The organism is Clostridium sp. CTA-1 (genome assembly GCF_054768215.1).
On sequence record NZ_BAAAAP010000014.1, the window covers coordinates 39622 to 57065 of the forward strand.

The 17444-nt window shown below is 28.5% G+C and carries 14 protein-coding genes; 12 read left to right on the forward strand and 2 right to left on the reverse strand.

Annotated elements, in window-relative coordinates; genetic code table 11:
• Positions 1 to 164 precede the first annotated feature (164 nt).
• Together ACYUEW_RS12430 and ACYUEW_RS12435 are read left to right on the forward strand one after the other, a co-directional pair.
• Complete coding sequence (locus ACYUEW_RS12430) at positions 165 to 845, forward strand: hypothetical protein (RefSeq protein ID WP_003486239.1); 681 nt, start codon at positions 165 to 167, stop codon at positions 843 to 845.
• Positions 835 to 3213, forward strand: a complete 2379-nt coding sequence (locus ACYUEW_RS12435) for a homocysteine S-methyltransferase family protein (protein WP_003486237.1) — start codon at positions 835 to 837, stop codon at positions 3211 to 3213. Before ACYUEW_RS12430 ends, ACYUEW_RS12435 begins: the two co-directional genes overlap by 11 nt.
• Positions 3214 to 3391: 178 nt before the next feature.
• Here ACYUEW_RS12435 and ACYUEW_RS12440 read toward each other — a convergent pair whose 3' ends face one another.
• Together ACYUEW_RS12440 and ACYUEW_RS12445 are read right to left on the reverse strand one after the other, a co-directional pair.
• Positions 3392 to 3811, reverse strand: a complete 420-nt coding sequence (locus ACYUEW_RS12440; protein WP_080945163.1) for a hypothetical protein — start codon at positions 3809 to 3811, stop codon at positions 3392 to 3394.
• Positions 3812 to 4164: 353 nt separating this feature from the next.
• Complete coding sequence (locus tag ACYUEW_RS12445; RefSeq protein ID WP_045515971.1) at positions 4165 to 5010, reverse strand: hypothetical protein; 846 nt, start codon at positions 5008 to 5010, stop codon at positions 4165 to 4167.
• Between the two features lie 417 nt (positions 5011 to 5427).
• On the opposite strand from ACYUEW_RS12445, the gene ACYUEW_RS12450 reads away from it, so the two are divergent.
• The 10 genes from ACYUEW_RS12450 (at position 5428) to ACYUEW_RS12495 (ending at position 17118) form a co-directional block, all read left to right on the forward strand.
• Positions 5428 to 6000, forward strand: coding sequence for a sigma-70 family RNA polymerase sigma factor (locus ACYUEW_RS12450; RefSeq protein ID WP_460276874.1), 573 nt, complete (start codon positions 5428 to 5430; stop codon positions 5998 to 6000).
• Entirely contained in the window at positions 5993 to 7480 is a 1488-nt protein-coding gene (locus tag ACYUEW_RS12455; RefSeq protein ID WP_460276875.1) for a DUF4179 domain-containing protein, read from the forward strand. Before ACYUEW_RS12450 ends, ACYUEW_RS12455 begins: the two co-directional genes overlap by 8 nt.
• A 349-nt stretch (positions 7481 to 7829) precedes the next feature.
• The gene (locus ACYUEW_RS12460; RefSeq protein ID WP_003486229.1) at positions 7830 to 9782 is read left to right on the forward strand and encodes a sigma-54-dependent Fis family transcriptional regulator; all 1953 of its coding nucleotides are present in this window, start codon (positions 7830 to 7832) and stop codon (positions 9780 to 9782) included.
• A gap of 168 nt (positions 9783 to 9950) precedes the next feature.
• Entirely contained in the window at positions 9951 to 10322 is a 372-nt protein-coding gene (locus ACYUEW_RS12465) for a Lin0512 family protein (RefSeq protein WP_076171648.1), read from the forward strand.
• Positions 10323 to 10341: 19 nt separating this feature from the next.
• Positions 10342 to 11325, forward strand: a complete 984-nt coding sequence (gene pdhA / locus ACYUEW_RS12470) for a pyruvate dehydrogenase (acetyl-transferring) E1 component subunit alpha (RefSeq protein ID WP_011949161.1) — start codon at positions 10342 to 10344, stop codon at positions 11323 to 11325.
• Positions 11326 to 11327: 2 nt separating this feature from the next.
• Positions 11328 to 12299, forward strand: a complete 972-nt coding sequence (locus tag ACYUEW_RS12475) for an alpha-ketoacid dehydrogenase subunit beta (protein WP_257413284.1) — start codon at positions 11328 to 11330, stop codon at positions 12297 to 12299.
• 51 nt (positions 12300 to 12350) lie between these two features.
• A complete protein-coding gene (locus ACYUEW_RS12480) occupies positions 12351 to 13346 on the forward strand; it encodes an ATP-NAD kinase family protein (RefSeq protein WP_003486222.1) in 996 nt (331 codons plus the stop codon).
• 35 nt (positions 13347 to 13381) lie between these two features.
• Complete coding sequence (locus ACYUEW_RS12485; protein ID WP_460276876.1) at positions 13382 to 14692, forward strand: dihydrolipoamide acetyltransferase family protein; 1311 nt, start codon at positions 13382 to 13384, stop codon at positions 14690 to 14692.
• 14 nt (positions 14693 to 14706) lie between these two features.
• Positions 14707 to 16098, forward strand: a complete 1392-nt coding sequence (gene lpdA / locus ACYUEW_RS12490; RefSeq protein ID WP_460276877.1) for a dihydrolipoyl dehydrogenase — start codon at positions 14707 to 14709, stop codon at positions 16096 to 16098.
• A gap of 24 nt (positions 16099 to 16122) precedes the next feature.
• Complete coding sequence (locus tag ACYUEW_RS12495; RefSeq protein ID WP_460276878.1) at positions 16123 to 17118, forward strand: lipoate--protein ligase; 996 nt, start codon at positions 16123 to 16125, stop codon at positions 17116 to 17118.
• The last annotated feature ends 326 nt before the right edge of the window (positions 17119 to 17444 follow it).

Here is a 17444-nt window from a genome sequence, read left to right on the forward strand (position 1 = left end):
ATACTAATTAAATAATATATTGGCTCACAGTGATTATTAAAAAGTAGAAATATTTAGGCTAAAACATAAGAAAATTTAAAGTATATGTCCTAAAGAATAAAATAATCTTAGCAATGGAATAAAAACTTTTGAAGTAAGATTTTAATAGATAGGGTGAATAGAAAATGGACAATAATAATTTAAATATAGATAAAAATCAGATTTTAAGGTACTTAGGATATAGGGGACAGGAAATTTCTAATGAAATACACTCTCTTATAGAGGAATGTATAAAAGAAATAAAAACTTTAGTTAGTCTAAGAAATACTTATAAATACTCTAAGGTTGAGATAAATAATCAGGTTAATTTAATAGATATTGATTTAAAATTAGAGGGAAAAGATATTATTGGTCATTTAGAAAAATCCAATAAATGTTGTGTAATGGCTGCAACTTTAGGAAGTGAAGTTGATAGAAAAATATTATATTATGAAAAGGTTAATATGACTAAAGCAGTAATTTTAGATTCCTGTGCCACAACTGCTATAGAAGAATATTGTGATTTTATAGAAAATGAAATAAAAAAAGAGGTAGTGGAGGATGAATTAAATATAAATTGGAGATACAGTCCAGGTTATGGTGATTTGGATATATCTATACAAAGAGATTTATTAAAATCTTTAGATGCTGAAAGAACTATTGGATTAACGGTTTCATCCCACAATATATTAATACCTAGAAAATCTGTAACGGCTATCATAGGTATAATTCCAAAAGAAGTTATAGTAAATAAAAAATCTTGTAATCAGTGCAATAAATTTAATAGTTGTAAATTTAGAAAGATAGGTGAGATATGTGAATATTAAAGATTATATAAAAGAAAATGTATTAATATTTGATGGTGCCATGGGAACAATGCTTCAAAAATTAGGGTTAAAGATTTCAGATTTGCCAGAAGAATTAAATATATTAGAACCTGAAAAAATAATAAACATACATAGAAAATATATAGAAGCAGGAGCAAAGGTTATAACAACCAATACCTTTGGAGCAAATGAAATAAAGCTTAAACAAAGTGAATTTTCTGTGGAAAGCATTATAGATAAAGCTATAAATAATGTAAAAAAAGCAAGGAGGAATAAAGAAATATTTATAGCACTAGATATAGGTCCAATAGGACAGCTTTTAGAACCTATGGGAACACTAAAATTTGAAGAAGCCTATGAAATTTTCAAAAGACAGGCTATACAAGGACAAAAAAGTGGAGCAGATATAATTTTAATAGAAACAATGACGGATCTTTACGAAGCTAAAGCAGCAATTTTAGCAGCAAAAGAAAATACAAATCTTCCTGTATTTTGTACTATGACCTTTGAAAAAAATAAGAGAACTTTTACTGGATGCACTCCATTATCTATGGTTCTTACTTTAGAGGGATTAGGTGTAGATGCTTTAGGTGTCAATTGTTCCCTAGGACCAAATGAATTAGGAGACATTGTAGATGAAATAATAAAATATTCAAGCATACCAATAATGGTTCAACCTAATGCAGGTCTTCCAACAGTTAAAGAGGGTAAAACTATTTATAATATTAAGCCTAAAGAATTCGCAGCTTTTCAAAAGAGTATCGCAGAGAAGGGAGTAAGAATAGTAGGAGGTTGTTGTGGAACTACAGATGAATTTATAAGAGAAATTGTATATAGTTTAAAGGATGTAGAGATAAAAAAGTTAAAAGAAAACAATATTTGTGGAGTATGTTCTTCTACAAAGGCAGTTTTAATAGATGGAGTTAAGATAATAGGAGAAAGAATTAATCCAACGGGTAAAAAATTATTTAAAGAAGCCCTTAGAAATAATGATATAGATTATATATTAAAAGAAGCAATAAGTCAGGTTGAATCTGGTGCAGATATATTAGATGTAAATGTGGGACTTCCAGAAATAGATGAAGAAGAGACAATGAAAAAAGTTATAAAAGAGATTCAATCCATAATTGATACACCTCTTCAAATAGATTCTAATAATCCTAAAGTTATAGAAAAGGGATTGAGAGTATACAATGGAAAGCCTATAGTTAATTCTGTAAATGGAGAAGACAAAGTGTTAGATAATGTATTACCATTAATAAAAAAATATGGAGCTGCTGTTGTTGGATTAACTTTAGATGATAAGGGTATACCTAAAAAAGCTGAAGAAAGGTTAAAAGTAGCTGAGAAAATAGTTAATAAGGCTTTAGAGTATGGCATAAAAAGAGAAGATATATTTATTGATTGTTTGGTTTTAACCGCATCAGCACAACAGGAAGATATTGGAAAAACCCTTAAAGCAGTAGCTTTAGTTAAAGAAAAATTGAAGGTGAAAACAATACTAGGAGTATCTAATATATCCTTTGGATTACCTAATAGAGAACTCATAAACAAAACTTTTTTAGCTATGAGTCTTCAATCAGGATTGGATTTACCCATATTAAATCCTAACAATAAAGAAATGATAAACATTATAAATGCTTTTAAAGTTTTAAATAATCAGGATAGAGGAGCTACAAATTATATAGATATTTATACAAATGAAACTTCAAATAGTAAGAAAGTAAAAATCAAGAGAGACAACTTAACCTTAAAGGAAATAGTTATAAAAGGAATAAAAGAAGAGTCATATAGTAAAACAAATGAACTTCTTAAAGAGAGAGATGAACTTTCAATAATAAATGAAGAGCTAATTCCAGCATTAGATGAAGTTGGAGAAAAATACGAGAAAGGTATAATATTTTTACCACAGTTAATTCAATCAGCGGAGACTGTTAAAAAAGCTTTTGCAGCTATAAAAGAAAAACTTATAGAGGACAATTCACCAAAAATAAATAAAGGGAAAATATTAATGGCCACTGTTAAAGGTGATATTCATGATATAGGAAAGAATATAGTGAAGGTTATACTAGAAAACTATGGATTTGATATTATAGATTTAGGTAAGGATGTTGAAGCGGAGAAAATAGTAGAGGAAGTAAAGAAAAACAATATAAAGTTAGTAGGATTAAGTGCTTTAATGACTACTACAGTAAATAGTATGAAAGATACCATAAAGGCTTTAAAAGAAAGTGGAATGGATTGTAAAGTCTTTGTTGGTGGAGCAGTGCTTAATAAGGAATATGCAGAAATGATAAACGCAGATTATTATGCTAAGGATGCAAAGGAAGCAGTAGATATAGCCAAAAGATTTTTTGGAGGATTTTAAAAATCAATCTAATAAAGTATTTAAATCTATACAAAACACTTACCGGTATAAAGGTAAGTGTTTTGCAGTTTTGTATTAATTAATTTTTATAAATAATAGTAGCCTGTCAAGAATGTTATCTAAACAACCCACTTGTTTTGTTTCTTTAATTAATTGTTTAATAAGTTCTTTTCCTAAATTATTTTTCATGTGCTCCAAAGCCAGTTATTATAAGAGTAGCCCAGCTGTTCCCTTTAGTTTGCACCCAATTAAATTCAATATCGAGTTCTTTAAGCCATGCATTTAATCCAACGCTTTGTTTTGTAGGATTTGGTGATTGTCTTCCAAACTTTTCTTTAATGTTTTCAAGTAATTGCTTTTGATCTTCTTCATTTAGTTCTTTATCCAAAAGTTCTCTTATAATTGCACGACAATCATAATATGATTTTGTATCTTCACTATAAAGTTCATCAGCTAATTCTTGTCTTTTCTTATTTAAAGTATTTCTAACCTCATTAATTTCATCTATGTTTGATAGGTATTTTGAGGCAATTTTAAGTGATTCTATTTCTCTATCCATTTTTTTTATTAATTTTTCTACTTTAGCATATCTCATAATTTATTCTCTTTTCTTATTTATTTTATTTCAACTTATTAAGTATAACATACAACTAAACTTAATTACATATTTTATTGTATCCATTTAAAGCAACCTTATAATAGAAGATCATTTTGTTAGTTTTTAACTTATTTTATTTTTAATAGACAGTTATTGATTATTCATGAAGTGAATTTGGAGTTTACCTAAGTCTAGTGGATCCCCATATTATATTATTATGCAGTTAAATGGAATCAACTTTTTCAGATAATTATTGATAAAACAATACAAAATAGGCTTAAAGATAAGTTATAGAATATATTTATATTTTTATTAGATCAGAAGTAAGAGTGAAATTGTTAAAAATAAAGAATTTAATTCAATTGAAAGTAAAGTAAAATACAGTCTTTGAAATATTCATAATCCATTGATAATATTTCATTTATTGATTTATAATCACGAAGTTCATTGATTATTTGTGAGCCATAATAATATGCTAACCTAGAATTAGTTAAGTGCTTTAAATCAGAAACAGTATAAAGAGTATGGTATAAATCTTCATCAAATGAAGAGGATTTTAAGGCTGAATCTATTTTATATGCAATATTATTTTTCATTTTCTCACAGCTATCTACCCAAATTTGAACTTCTTTTTTATCAAGAAGTCCCATCCAATATGAATCTTCAATGGTACTTGACGAAAAAGTAGGACTTAAATTAGTGGCAATTCCTTCTGCAATCATCCTTTTAAAATATTTTTCTTCAATACTGTTATAATATTTAGGATAAAAATAAGGATTATAGGAATAATGAATTCCGTGGAGAAGTTCATGAGTTACAAATAAATCAATATTATACTTATTAAAGTTTGGAATAATTGCGGATAAATCAAAGAATACATAGGGTTTATTATTTATTAATGCTCCATGACCATCTATATAACCATCTCCTATAAAAACTATTAAACCAGGTATGATTTTTAAGTCTAATGAGTCAGATATAAAATTTACTTTCTTTTCAAAAGTATTTTTTAAAATATTAAAGGCTTTATATATACTTTCTTTGCTATATTCATATAATATTTTTTCAGTATTTTCTTTAAAATTAGGATCTTTATTAAAAACATTGAAGTATTCATTAAAAAATATGTGAGTTTTATAAAGCTCTTTTGGATCAGTACCTAATTCAAGCTGTTTTTTAAAAATATAGATAGTTTCCATTTATATCACCATGCCTTTATATACTAAGTATACAATGTATAGATATACAGCTTATTTGTATTAAAATTGAAAATAGATATTGTTACATTATAAGAAAATCTTGAGTTTATATTTGTATTTTTTATCATAAATTTTCTCCTATAATTATTAAAAGTAGTAATAAAAAATACTATGCTTAAAGTCATCTAAGATAAAAGATTATACAAATTAAATTTTAGCTTATAAATCAATTATATTATAATAATAAAGAATTTAAAGAATAAAAAGGAAATAGAGAATATAAAAGTAAAAAAAGTTTATTTTTTATGATAGAAAGATATAAAAAGATTTGTATTAGTATATGAAAGGCCTTTTAGTAATTATTCAATATAATAGAATATCGTTGTAAAATTTATAAGAAATGATCAGGAGGTAAAGATGCAGATAAATGAAGACAATTTTATTAACAGACTGAAAGATAAAGATTCAAAGGCTTTAGAATATGCTTTTGATACTTATTGCAACTATGTATATAAAGTAGTATTTTCTGTATTTGGATCTAAAGAGTATTCTACTTATATAGATGAGTGTATTAATGATATATTTATGTGTTTATGGGACAACATAGATAAATTTCATGAGGAAAAAGGAAACTTTAAGTATTGGTTTAAAGCTGTAGCAAAGTATAAGGCTATAAACTACAAGAAAAAAATTATTAAAAATACAAATATAGATTGTATTGAAAATTATATTTTTGAATCAAAAGAACAAGTAGAAAATTTGATTGTATCCAAGGAAAATAAAAATGAGATCATAAATATGATAAAAGATCTAAAGGGAATGGATAGGGAAATTTTTATAAGAAGATATTTAATACAGGAAGATATAGTTGAGATAGCAAGCTATTTAGGAGTAAATAGAAGTGTAGTAGATAACAGACTCTCAAGAAGTAGAAAAATTTTAAAAGAAAAACTTGAAAAACTAAAAAAGGGGGAGTGTGTAAATGAATAAAGATATATTTGAAGAGAAGGATATATTAGAGCTACTTAATTGTATTAATATAGATAAGGATGAAGAAGAAAACTTAGATTTAAATATGGATGGTTTAAGAAAGAAAAGATTAAAAAAGAATTTATTAAAACAAGTTAAGGGTAAAAAAACTAAAAAAGGCTTTAAACATAAGGCCATGGTGGCCTCTTTAATAATAGCTGTAACACTTATTAGTGTAAATATACCTACCTTTGCAAAAAATATTTCGGAATTTAAGTCAGTAATTCAAGCTTTAATAGGATATGGAGTACCAAAAGAAGGGGAATATGAAAAATATTCTAATAGTGTAAACAAAAGTGTTACAGATAAAGGGATAACTTTAACTATAAATGAAGTAGTGTGTGATGATACAGAATTAATGATAGCGTACACTATAAAAACTCAAGATAATATAAAAAAAATAGTTAAAGAAGTAAAAGAGGCTACTGGTATATACTTTTCTTTTGGTCCATACATTAAAATAGATGGTAAGGAGCCTAGTGGTGGTTCTAGTTCAGATGGTAAATATTTAGATGGACATACTTATATAAATTCGGACAGTATAGACATAGGAGACATGAAACTTAAAAATAAATTTAATGTGAATTTAAATGTAAATAACATATATGGTGTAAAAGGAAATTGGAATTTTAAATTTAGCCTTTCAAAAGATGAAATATCCAAACATATTAATGTATTTAAACCCAATACAAAAGTTAGTTTTAATGATGTACTTGTTAATGTAGAAAAAATAAGTTTTACACCTATAAATACTACTATAACTGTTACTGGTAATTACAAAGATAAAAGTCAGGAAGCTTCTAAAAAAAGACAAGAAGCTTTTAAGAAAGAAATGGCAGGAGGGCAGAATTTATATGAATATGATGAATGTTTTGTTTTTGATGATAAAGGTAATGAGATTACACTAAAAGGTTCTACCAGCGATGGAGGCCAAAATGCATCTTCAAAGGACTTTACTTATAATCTCAATTTGGTTGCTTTAAAATCTATTCCGAAGTATTTAACTGTTATACCATATAAAATTAATTTTGATAAGGAAGAATATAAAAAATATAAATCTGATGATGGATCAATATTTATACCACCAGTATATAAAAATATAGATGGTGTATATCCTATAGAACTTTCTCAAGGAAGTATAGGTAAACTTATAATTAAAGAGATAAAAACTGAAAAAGATAAAACTGTTGTTAAATATAAGGTAGAAGGAAAGGCGCCATTTTTACAATCTAAACAGTTATTCATAATGGGTGATAAAGATAATGGAGTACAAAGAAAGGATAATAATATTGATATAAAAAAAGATAATAATAATCCTAATGATTATATTATGGAGTTTGATCCTTTAGATAAGAATAAAAAATATAAAATAGGAACTAATGATTTAGGACATTATGAAATAAGAAATGATTTAAAATTTAGAGTAAATCTTACTAAATAAATAGTAAAATTTATTTAAAATCTTTTATAAATAAGCAAAAAGAGTATTTCACTAAAAGGTGAGATGCTCTTTTTTTAATTCTAGGAAAAATAAAATTTAAAGAATGAATTTATTGCTTGTTTGTATGTAATAGAGAGCATTTTTATTTATATAAGAGATTATCTTATTAGATGTGTTATAATAGCAGTAAATTAATAAATATATTATTATTTATAAATTAGAAATATTTTATATGAATTTAAAGGAAGCTTTAAGTATTAATTTAAAAAAGAAAAGAATATTTATGTTGATAAATTTAAATTGTTTTAATAAATTTTTGCAAGTATTATTTATTATGTAGGTGATAACTATGATTAATATATTAGAGGTAGAAAAACAAAGGGAAAATTTCATTAAAAATAATGATATACCGAAAAGTGTAAGACCTGAGATATTAAATTCATGGATAAGATGTAAAAATTATAATGTAGATACTAATAATGGACAAGGTAAAGAATTACCTAAAGAGGAATTTGAAAAAATACTATATGAAAAAAGAGATCTTATTCAAATAGCTATACCTGCTATGATTGATTTATACAATGTAGTAAAGGATACAAACTATTCCATTATTTTAGCGGATGAAAATGCAGTAATTCTTGAAGTTATAGGAAACGAAGAAATAATGAATAAAAATATGGAATTGCATTTTCTTAAAGGATGCAAATGGATGGAAAAGGATGTAGGTACTAATGCCATAGGAACTAGTATTTATTTAGACAAGCCAATACAGACAATAGGAGCGGAACATTATTGTAAAAGGCAACATGGATGGACTTGTTCTGCGGCACCTATACATGATGAAAAAGGAAAAATTATAGGTGTTATAGACTTATCTGGAGATTTTTATGATTATCAAATTCATACCCTTGGGATAGTAGTTGAGGCAGCAAAAACTATAGAAAAGCAATTTGCCATAGTTCAGCACAGAAAGTGGGTAGAGGTTGCATTTAGCTCTATTGAGGATGGTATTTTGGTTATAGACAAAGACTTTTATGTTAAAGATTTCAATAAAAAACTCTGTGAAATTCTACAGGTGTCAGAGGAAAAAGTTAATAGATTAGATATAAAATTACTTTTAAAAGATATCATAAAGGATGAAAATAACTTTAGTAATAATAGAATTAACTATAAAGAGGCTAATTTATATTTAGAAAATCGTAAATTAGAGTGCAATATAAATGTTTCTCCTGTAAAACTAGAAAGTAAGTATATTGGATATGTTATACTGGTTAAAAAAATTGATAGCATTAGAAATGTGGTTAGAAAAATAGCGGGCTTTTCATCTAAATATACCTTTGAAAGTATAATAACTAATAATAAAAGAATGTTATCCGTAATTGAGGAGGCTAAAAAAATTGCTGAGAATGAATGCTCAGTGTTAATTACTGGAGAGAGTGGAACTGGTAAAGAATTGTTTGCTCATTCAATTCATAACTCTAGTAATCGATGTAAAGGTCCCTTTATAGCAATAAACTGTGCGGCTCTTCCAAAGGACTTAGTTGAAAGCGAACTTTTTGGATATGAAAAATCTGCTTTTACAGGAGCATCAAAGGAGGGGAATCCTGGAAAGTTTGAATTGGCAAATAGAGGTACAATTTTTCTAGATGAAATTGGTGAATTGCCCTTAGAAATTCAATCTAAGCTTTTAAGAGTTTTAGATAACCATACAATAACAAGAATAGGTGGAAATTTTGAAAGAAAATTAGATGTAAGGGTTATAGCTGCAACAAATAGAAATTTAAATGAAGAAATTAATAAAAATAATTTTAGAAGTGATTTATATTATAGATTAAATGTATTTAATGTAAGATTAATTCCCTTAAGGGAAAGACCGGAAGACATTGAATTATGTGCAGACTATTTTCTTCAAAGATTAAATGATAAAAACCAGAGAATGAATAAATCCTTTGACAAAGAGTTTATAAATTTAATTAAAGACTACAATTGGCCAGGAAATGTGAGAGAGCTTGAAAATGTAATTCAAAGAGCTTATTATTTATCCAAGGATGAAGTTATTAATTATTCCTTTATTCCAGAATATATAAATGGCAATATAAAAGGGGAAGAAATTAAAGATAAGGAAGAAAAATCTAAACCACCAACCCTTGAAGAAATGGAAAGAAAGCTTATTATACAAGCTTTAAAGTATTGTAATGGAAACGTTATTAATGCCAGCAAGATTATAGGAGTTGGTAAATCAACTTTATATAGAAAAATAGAAAAGTATAGATTAGAGGAAGTTTCAAAATGGGAAAAATAATTAATAATTCCCATTTTGAAATAAGTATTTTCCCAAAATGAAACTTTAAAAATAAATAATCTTTAGAAGCCTTGCAAATGCAAGGCTTTTTCTTTTGGCATAATAGTTGCTTTTATAATAATTGAAAGAAAAAAATAAATATTCACACTATATTGAAAAATTCTCGTATTGGGGGTGAAGCTTATTAAAAGATATATTATTGAATTTGGGCTAGGTATGGATTTTCATGGTCAAGATGTAAATAAAGCTGCCCATAAGGCAGTACTTGATGCTATATCAAAAAGTTGTTTATGTGGTTTAAAAGAAGTCCTTGGCATTAAGGATATGAACAAGGATATTGTGGTGAATGTAATCCTTTCCACAACCCAGCCAGAAAAAATAGATAAAGAAAAGATAAAAACTTATTTGCCCGTAGGAGAAGTAAAGGTTCAGTCCGTAAGTGGTGGGCTTAATGTGCCAGGAATTTTTATTCCTGAATTTGGAGACTCGGATAATAGTATTGAAGTGGCGATTGCTTGTATTGAAGTATACATTAAATAAAAAACAGGAGGGAAAAATTGTGAAAAAATTAAATGAAAATTCTATTGTTGAAATGTATAAAACTATGCTAAAAATAAGAAAGTTTGAGCAGGTGGCAATGAATACCTTTGCAGAAGGAAAAATTCCTGGCTTTGTTCATCTTTATATAGGAGAAGAAGCAGTGGCTACAGGAGTGTGTGCTAATTTAAAGGATAGTGATTATATAACAAGTACTCACAGGGGTCATGGACATATACTTGCAAAGGGTGGAGATTTGAAATTTATGATGGCAGAGCTTTTTGGAAAGGCTACAGGATATTGCAAAGGAAAAGGAGGTTCTATGCATATTGCAGATGCAACTAAAGGCATTTTAGGGGCAAATGGTATAGTAGGTGCCGGTCATAATATTGCAGTTGGAGCTGGATTAAGTGCACAATACAGAGGAACTGATCAAGTGTGTGTATGCTTCTTTGGAGATGCGTCAACTAATCAAGGTACATTTCATGAATCTTTAAATATGGCAAGTGTATGGAAACTACCAGTGGTTTTTGTATGCGAAAATAACCTTTATGGAATATCTATGAGTCAAAATAGACATCAAGCAATAAAGGATGTTGCAGATAGAGGTGTTGCTTATAATGTACCAGGTATTGTAGTAGATGGTAATGATGTATTTGCTGTGTATGAAGCAGCTAAAGAAGCTATTAAAAGAGCACGAGAAGGCAAGGGACCAACACTCATAGAATGCAAAACTTATCGACATAGAGGACATTTTGAAGGAGATCCTTGTGTTTACAAACCAACAGAGGAACAGGAAGAATGGCTAGCTAAAGATCCTATACCAAGATTTGAAAAATATTTAGTAGAAAATGAAATTTTGACAGAAGAAAAGCTTAAGGAAGTTCAAAATAAGGTAGAGAGTCAAATTGATGAAGCAGTAGATTTTGCAAATAATAGTCCATATCCAGAATTAGAGTCAGTATTAGAAGATGTTTATACTGACATTAAAGAGGAGGTTAGATAACTATGAAAAAGTTAACATACGCAGAAGCAATAAGAGAAGCAATGAGAACTAAAATGAGTGAAGATGATAAGGTATTAATTTTTGGGGAAGATGTAGGAGCTTTTGGAGGATGCTTTGGAGTAACTGGAGATTTATATGCAGAATTTGGAGATAAAAGAGTAAGAGATACTCCTATATCTGAAGGTGCAATTGCAGGATGTGCTGTTGGAGCAGCAGCTACAGGTCTAAGACCAATTGCAGAGATAATGTTTGGGGACTTTTTAACGGTGTCAATGGATATGATCGTAAATCAAGCTGCAAAAATGAGATTTATGTTTGGGGGAAAGATAAGTTTACCTATGGTGGTTAGATTACCAGAGGGAGCAGGTGTACAAGCAGCTGCACAGCATTCTCAATCCCTTGAAGCTTGGCTTACACATGTGCCAGGTCTTAAAGTGGTATATCCATCCACACCACAGGATGCATATGGACTTATGGTAGCAGCTATAGAGGATGATAACCCAGTTATGTTTATGGAACACAAATTTTTATATGGCATGAAGGGTGAAGTTTCAGATGAAATAAAAAGAATACCTTTAGGTGTGGCAGATATTAAAAGAGAAGGAAAGGATGTTACTATTATAGCCACAGGTAAAATGCTACACGAATCTTTAAAAGCAGCAGAGGCACTTTCAAAGGAAGGAATTGAAGCAGAAGTAGTAGATCCAAGAACTTTATATCCACTAGATAAGGAAACTATATTTAATTCTATAAAGAAAACAAATAGAGCTGTAATTGTAACAGAGGAAAATAAAAGAGGAGCCTATAGTGGAGAAATTTCTTCCCTAATAAATGAGGAGATTTTTGATTATTTGGATGCACCTGTAGGCAGAATAGGAGCCCTTAATACTCCTATACCATTTTCACCTACACTAGAAAGCTATGTTATTCCTGATTCTAAGGATATAGTTAAAAAAGTAAAAGAGCTATTCTAATGCAAAGAAACATAAAGGGGATTTTTCCCTTTAATTAATAGGGTGATAATTATGAATAAAATAGGTATAATTGCAAACCCAGCCTCAGGTAAAGATATAAGACGATTAGTATCCCATGCAACCACTATAGACAACAACGAAAAAGTAAATATAGTGGAGAGAATAGTTTTAGCTGCAGAAGCTTTTGGAGTGAAGAACATATTTATTATGCCAGATACATTTCAAATAGGCTATAAAGTATTGGATAATTTAAATACTTTAGGAGAGTTATCTACAAATCTAAAAACAATTAATATGAAAATTACAGGAAGTATAAAAGATACTATAAATGCTGCAAAATTAATGGAAGAGTATGAAGTTGATTGTTTAGTAGTATTAGGTGGAGATGGAACAAGCAGAGCGGCAGCAAAGTCTATTAATAAAACACCAATAATTTCAATATCTACAGGAACAAATAATGTATACCCAGAAATGCTTGAGGGTACTGTAGTTGGAATGGCTGCAGCCTTTGTTGCATCTGAAAAATTTGGTTTAAATAATATATATCATAGAGACAAAAGAATAGAAATTTTTAAAGATGGGACTTTAGTGGACATAGCTCTTGTAGATGCAGTTATCTCAAAAAACTTATTTGTAGGAGCAAAAGCAATCTGGGACGTAGAGGATATGGAAAAGGTAATAGTTACAAGGGCTCATCCAGGTACTATAGGCTTTTCTTCCCTTGTGGGATGTAGAAAAATAATAGAAATAGAAGATGACTTTGGAGCAGTTATTGATTTAACAGAAAATAAATATAAAATAATAGCTCCAATAGCTGCAGGAACTATTGAAAAAGTTCATATGGGAGATATAAAAATAATTAAGCTTAATGAGGAATATAAGTTTACATCAAAGGAAAAAGGGGTAATTGCGTTGGACGGAGAAAGAGAAATATCCTTTAAAAAAGGAGAAACTTTTATTTTTAAAATAACAAGAAAAGGACCTATTAGGGTTAATATAAAATCCGCATTAGAATTAGCACAAGCTCAGGGATTTTTTAATATATAACAATATTATTCACAATAGTTAAAGGAGGATTGTTTATGGGTAAGTTAGAGGTTATGCCAAAGCTGGGATTAACTATGACAGAGGGTGAATTAGTTAAATGGCATAAAAAAGAAGGAGATACTATAAAGGTAGGAGAGACCTTATTTGATGTAACAACGGATAAATTGACTAATAATGTGGAAGCAAAGGCTGATGGAATTGTAAGAAAGATTTTAGTAGAGGAAGGTACAGTAGTTGAATGTTTGAAACCAGTAGCCATAATTGGAGATAAAGATGAGGATATATCAAATCTATTAAAGGAATCTTTGCAAGATAGTAAGGGAAATGAGGTAGAAAAAGAAGTTAAAGAATCTAAGGAAGAGATAAAAGATAATAGGAAAATTAAAAAAGGAGAAAGAACAAATATATCCCCAATAGCAAAAAGACTTGCAAAGGAAAATGATGTGGATATTCAACTATTAGATGGAACAGGTCCTGAAGGAAGAATAGTTTTAAAAGATGTAGAATCATATATAGAAAATAATAAGAATAATATTAAAACTTCTCCAGTAGCAGAGAAGATGGCTAAAGATTTAGGCGTTAATTTAGAAGATATAAAGAAAGACGGAAGAATAATGAAAGATGATATATTAGAATTTATCGAAAAATCTATTCCTTCTGTAGGAGAAGATTTAATGGATAGAAGAGTAAAAATGAGCACTATGAGAAAAGTAATTGCCTCAAGAATGAGCCAAAGTTCAAAAATTTCTCCTACTGTAACTTATGACATTGAAGTGGACATGACTAATTTAAAAAGGTTAAAGGAACAAATTAAAGATGAATGGAAAGTTACTTATACAGATTTATTAGTAAAAATAGTTTCTAAAGTACTCATTCAATATCCTTTAGTTAATTGCTCAATAGAAGGAGATGAAATGATTTTTAGAAATTATGCAAATATTGGAGTAGCAGTGGCTTTAGAGGAAGGCCTTGTGGTACCAGTGGTTAAATATGCAAACCAAAAGGGATTAAAGGATATTTCTATAGAAGTGAAAGAATTAGCCCAAAAAGCAAAAAATAATGGACTTACTGAAGAAAATAGTACTGGGGGAACCTTTACTATAACTAATCTTGGTATGTTTGGTATAAAGTCTTTTTCTCCAATTATAAATCAGCCTGAAGTAGCTATATTAGGTGTGAATATGATAACTAATACTCCAGTGGTAGAGAATGGAGAAATAGTGATAAAACCTCTTATGAATTTATCTCTTACTGCAGACCATAGAGCGGTAGATGGTGCTGTAGCGGCTCAGTTTTTAAATTCAATTAAAAAATATATGGAAAAGCCAGAGTTACTTATATTATAGGGGGGGAAATAAAAATGAAGCTAGTAGTTATTGGAGGAGGACCAGGAGGATATGTAGCGGCTATTCGTGGAGCTCAGCTAGGAGCAGAGGTTACTCTTATTGAAAAAGAAAAGCTAGGAGGTACTTGTTTAAATATGGGTTGCATACCTACTAAGGTTTTATTACATTCTTCAGAATTATTAAATGAAATAAAAGAAGCCAAAATTTTAGGAATAGAGGTGAATAATGAAGTAAAAGTTAATTGGCCTCAGCTTCAAAATAGAAAAAATACTGTAGTAAATACCTTAGTTTCAGGGGTTTCAACATTACTTGAACATAATAAAGTTAAAGTAATTAATGGAACTGCAGCCTTTGAAGGAAAAAGTAGTATAAAAGTAACAAAGGATCAGGGAGAAAGTGAAAATATCCAATTTGATAATGTGATAATTTCATCTGGTTCCGTTCCCTTTATACCTCCTATAAAAGGAAAAGAATTAGAGGGAGTAATTGATAGTACTGGAGCCTTAAGCTTAGATTCTATTCCTAAAAGTATGGTGATAATTGGTGGAGGCGTTATAGGAATAGAATTTGCAAATATTTTTAATTCCCTTGGATGTAAGGTAACTGTTATTGAAATGCTACCACTTATATTGCCACCAGTGGATAGAGAAATTTCTGAGATTCTTAAGGAAAAGCTTAAAAAGGACGGAATTGATATATATAATAACTGTAAGGTAACTAAAATTGAAAATAACAATGAAAATTTAAAGGTAAGTTTTGAAGAAGATAATAGTAAGTTAAATATAGAGGCACAAAAAGTTTTAATAGCAGTAGGAAGAAGAGCAAATATAAGTAATCTAAATTTAGAAAGTACTGGAGTATATATAGAAAAAGGATACATTTGGGTAAATGATAATATGGAAACAAATATAAAAGGAATTTATGCTATAGGTGACTGTACAGGAAAAAATATGCTTGCCCATGTAGCTTCAGATCAAGGAATAATAGCTGTAGAAAATATTATGGGTAAAAATAAAAAAATGGATTATAAAACTGTACCAGCTTGCGTATATACTAAGCCAGAATTAGCCTCTGTGGGATTAACAGAAGAACAAGCAAAGGAAAAGGGCATTGATTATAAAGTAGGAAAGTTCCCTCTAATTTATAATGGAAAATCTCTTATAATGAATGATACAGAGGGATTTATAAAAATAATAGCGGATAAAAAATATGAAGAGGTATTAGGAGTCCATATACTTGGACCTAGGGCAACGGATTTAATAACAGAGGCAGCCTTAGCTCTAAGACTGGAAGCTACCCTAGAGGAAATAATTACAACAGTACATGCTCATCCCACAATAGGAGAAGCGATGAAGGAGGCAGCTCTTGCAGTAAACAAAGAAGCAATTCATATGGTGAATAAATAAAATCAAGTTATGGAGGTAAAAATAATGCAGTTTTTAGTAAATAAATCAACAAATCCTTTTTTCAATTTGGCTTTAGAAGAATATCTTTTAAAAAATGTAGATATTAAGAAAGACTATTTTATTCTCTGGCAAAATGAGCCTACAATTGTAATAGGAAAGCATCAAAATACATTAAAGGAAATTAATATGAATTTTGTAAAAGATAATAATATAAATGTAGTTAGAAGGAATTCTGGAGGAGGAGCTGTATATCACGATTTAGGTAATATAAATTTTACCTTCATAACTAAATATGATGAAAAACATTTGCTTGATTTTAAAACCTTTACCAATCCTGTAATTTATTCTTTAGGTAAACTCAATGTAAAAGCAGAGTTATCAGGAAGAAATGATATTTTGATAGATGGAAGAAAAATATCAGGAAATTCTCAACACATATATAAAGATAGATTTCTTCATCATGGTACTTTATTGTTTAACTCTGAATTAGAAAACTTAGTAAAAGCCTTAAATGTAGACAATGATAAAATACTATCTAAGGGTATTGAATCAATAAAAAGTAGAGTAACAAACATTAAAGAACATGTAAAAGAAGATATTTTTATGGAGGAATTTAAAGAAATCCTTATAGAAAATATTTTTATGTGGAATAAAAGTTCCCTTAAAGAGTACAATTTGACTAGTGAACATATTAGCGCAATAGAAAAATTAATGAAAGAAAAGTACATGACCTGGCAGTGGAACTATGGCGAGTCACCAGAATTTAATTACAGAAATTATAAAAGATTTCAAGGTGGTAAGCTCGAAGTATTATTGAATATTGTAGAGGGACATATTAATGAATGCAAAATATATGGCGATTTTTTAGGGGTAATGGATGTATCAGAAATAGAGAAAAAAATTATTGGGATAAAATATGGAGAAGAATATATAGATGAATTTTTAAAATCCATTGATATAAAGAAGTATTTTGGTACCATATATTTTGATGAAATAAAATCCTGTTTCGTAGAACTTTAAAAGCCTATTTATTTAGTTAATTTTTAAATGTTATTTCGAAAAGCACAGAATATATATTTATACGACAAATATAATATAATACATTGTTACAAAACATTAATATAAAAATTAGAAATTTTATTTTAAAGTAAATAAAAAAGAGTATTTCGCTAAAAGTGAGATGCTCTTTTCTTTCTTATTTAGACAAAATATTTGTATTTTTTATATATAAAAATAAGTAATTAAAATAACAGTAATTATATATTCATATAAAGAAATATGTTATTAAAACTTGATAGCTATGATTTTTTGTGTTAGCATTAAAGGTACAACATCTTGCTAAAATA

Bases quoted from the DNA above. Each gene is read 5' to 3' on its own strand.
- ACYUEW_RS12485 (WP_460276876.1), top strand. From the start codon at position 13,382: ATGGGTAAGTTAGAGGTTATGCCAAAGCTGGGATTAACTATGACAGAG.
- ACYUEW_RS12495 (WP_460276878.1), top strand. From the start codon at position 16,123: ATGCAGTTTTTAGTAAATAAATCAACAAATCCTTTTTTCAATTTGGCT.
- ACYUEW_RS12455 (WP_460276875.1), top strand. From the start codon at position 5,993: ATGAATAAAGATATATTTGAAGAGAAGGATATATTAGAGCTACTTAAT.
- ACYUEW_RS12475 (WP_257413284.1), top strand. From the start codon at position 11,328: ATGAAAAAGTTAACATACGCAGAAGCAATAAGAGAAGCAATGAGAACT.
- ACYUEW_RS12480 (WP_003486222.1), top strand. From the start codon at position 12,351: ATGAATAAAATAGGTATAATTGCAAACCCAGCCTCAGGTAAAGATATA.
- ACYUEW_RS12430 (WP_003486239.1), top strand. From the start codon at position 165: ATGGACAATAATAATTTAAATATAGATAAAAATCAGATTTTAAGGTAC.
- lpdA (WP_460276877.1), top strand. From the start codon at position 14,707: ATGAAGCTAGTAGTTATTGGAGGAGGACCAGGAGGATATGTAGCGGCT.
- ACYUEW_RS12450 (WP_460276874.1), top strand. From the start codon at position 5,428: ATGCAGATAAATGAAGACAATTTTATTAACAGACTGAAAGATAAAGAT.
- ACYUEW_RS12460 (WP_003486229.1), top strand. From the start codon at position 7,830: ATGATTAATATATTAGAGGTAGAAAAACAAAGGGAAAATTTCATTAAA.
- ACYUEW_RS12445 (WP_045515971.1), bottom strand. From the start codon at position 5,010: ATGGAAACTATCTATATTTTTAAAAAACAGCTTGAATTAGGTACTGAT.